Origin of the sequence: Candidatus Acidianus copahuensis (assembly GCF_000632495.1) — an archaeon.
Classification (GTDB): domain Archaea; phylum Thermoproteota; class Thermoprotei_A; order Sulfolobales; family Sulfolobaceae; genus Acidianus; species Acidianus copahuensis.
In genome coordinates this window covers 1-2,033 of record NZ_JFZT01000025.1, presented here as the reverse complement: position 1 = coordinate 2,033, position 2,033 = coordinate 1, and the positions used below count along the sequence as shown (strand labels likewise).

The window sequence follows — 2,033 nt, the reverse complement described above, 5'->3', positions numbered from 1 at the left end:
TGAGAGTGAGAACTAACGGAATAATAGAAAGAGAAGGTCCACTTAATGCTTTTCTATTTGGGGAGACGATCATGATAGCTAATCCATCAGAGGTTTTAGCCCATAATGACTACCTAGAGATTCAAGTTGAATCAGAAGGAAACATTATCGTAGAAGATCAAGCTTTTACTAAGATATCCTCAAAAAGTAACATCAAAATAAAAGTTGAAGGAAGAGGGAAGAGGATAAATTGGTTACTTCATCCATACTTGTTTTACAATGATAGTTCAGCTGAGATCACGAATAAATTCTTCCTCAACGAAGGAAAGATTGTTGAGGCCTACATTCTAGGTAGAAAAATGCATAAGGAAAAGTTTAGTTCTGGAAAGATTAGATCAGTTACTGAGATTTACGTTGATGGAAAGCTGTTAATATATGACGTGTTTAGAGTTGATGGCGATAGCTTTAAAGACAAAAATTTAATGGGGAAAGAAGGACTGTTAGCAGTTTACACAATAAACAAAAAAGATGATTTCGATGTAAAAAAGGAAGTAATAGATGGAGAGAAAGTTGGAGACAAATGGTTAGAGGAAATTTATAAATAGATAGATAAGAATTCAACCTAATTCAAGGAAAACCCTAAAGAAACTTAAAAGGGATGAAGTTTAGATAAAAATTCTTAATATTTTATGTAACATCTCGCTGACGACTTTAAAAATATAAGGTATTGACTGAAAAAGAATCGGCATTTACTTCCTAACGCAACTAAATCAAACAATTATAAAAGAATTGATGGATCTATTTTATACCTTCTAATAATTTTAGATGTAGCAATGGAATTTATACCTTTAATAGTATATAGTTTATTAGAAATAAACGAATATGCTTCTTCCTCCTCCTTAAATACTGCGTGAACATGTAACCTTGTCCCACTACCTATTCCATAAACCCTCACTATATTGAGAAATTTCATTCACAACCTCATCCATATACTTAGGAATAGCATCTGTCTCCATTATAATTGAGATCCTGTATCCTAAGTTAGTTCTATCTATAAGAGCGACATATCCTTGGATTTTTTGACTATCCTTAAGCCCTGTTCTTTAGATAGTACAGTCAAAGTGAATTTAGCATTATATCTCAACTTAACTAAGAATTTTCAAAGTATTTCTAATACATCGCTGTATATGGATAAAATCTTAATAACAGCATTAATTGGCTTCAAATTAATTAATCCATCTCGTTTGTAGCTCTAAAGGAAATGATTTCCAAGGCGAGTATCAGTGATGAATATAGATGAACTAAGTCTGAGTTCATGCTATCTAACTCTGTATTGTACCTATATGATTTGCTGTTGAAATTAAATTAGTTATGTTTTAGTGTTCAAAAGAAAGTTTATTTTATCATTTAGAACCGAATCCTCCTCCTCCTGGCGTCTCTATTATAACTTCATCACCCTCATAGAGAGTTGTGGTGAATTTCCCTGACATTTCCTCAATTTTTCCTTCTTTTCTCTTTATAGTAACCTTAGCTATTGATCCTGATTTTCCTCCAAATAAACCCCATGGAGGAACTTTAAATCTGTCACCAAGTATTGAAAGCTTTGTTTCTGCTAGTATTTTGAAAGCTCTTACTATACCATCTCCACCTTTATGTTTTCCATCCCCTCCACTTCTATATCTTATATGGTAAGCGGTAAAGAGTAACGGATAATCTTTCTCAGCTATCTCAATTGGAGTATTTAGTGTATTGGTCATATTAACGTGAACGCCTGAAACGCCATCCTTATTAGCTCTTCCTCCAGTACCGCCACCTATAGTTTCGTAATGTGCCCAATAACTTCCTTTATAATATCCACCTAGCATTACATTCATCATTGTCCCAGATCCGGCTGCAGGTACCTTATCTGGTAATACACCTGACAGTGACTTAAAAACGGTATCAGCTATCCTTTGAGTTGTTTCAACATTTCCACCGGAAACAGGTGCTGGTTTTATTGGATTAACAAGCAAACCCTCACTAGCACGTACTTCAATTAGGCTATAGAATCCCTC

The 2,033-nt window shown here is 34.0% G+C and carries 3 protein-coding genes; 1 reads left to right on the top strand and 2 read right to left on the bottom strand.

The window, feature by feature from the left end:
- Positions 1-584 (top strand): urease accessory protein UreD (locus CM19_RS03810; RefSeq protein ID WP_235185613.1); only part of this gene is annotated, 584 nt, incomplete at its 5' end.
- Between the two features lie 173 nt (positions 585-757).
- On the opposite strand, the gene CM19_RS13280 is transcribed toward CM19_RS03810, so the two are convergent.
- Together CM19_RS13280 and CM19_RS03800 are read right to left on the bottom strand one after the other, a co-directional pair.
- Positions 758-952 (bottom strand): hypothetical protein, encoded by a 195-nt coding sequence (locus CM19_RS13280; protein ID WP_052349442.1) that lies wholly within the window; start codon positions 950-952, stop codon positions 758-760.
- Positions 953-1,382: 430 nt separating this feature from the next.
- Positions 1,383-2,033: hydantoinase B/oxoprolinase family protein (locus CM19_RS03800; protein WP_048099135.1), on the bottom strand; the 651-nt coding region annotated here is incomplete at its 5' end.

What these genes read in the sequence shown, in the direction of transcription:
- CM19_RS13280 (WP_052349442.1), bottom strand. Translation starts at nt 952, where the DNA reads ATGAAATTTCTCAATATAGTGAGGGTTTATGGAATAGGTAGTGGGACA.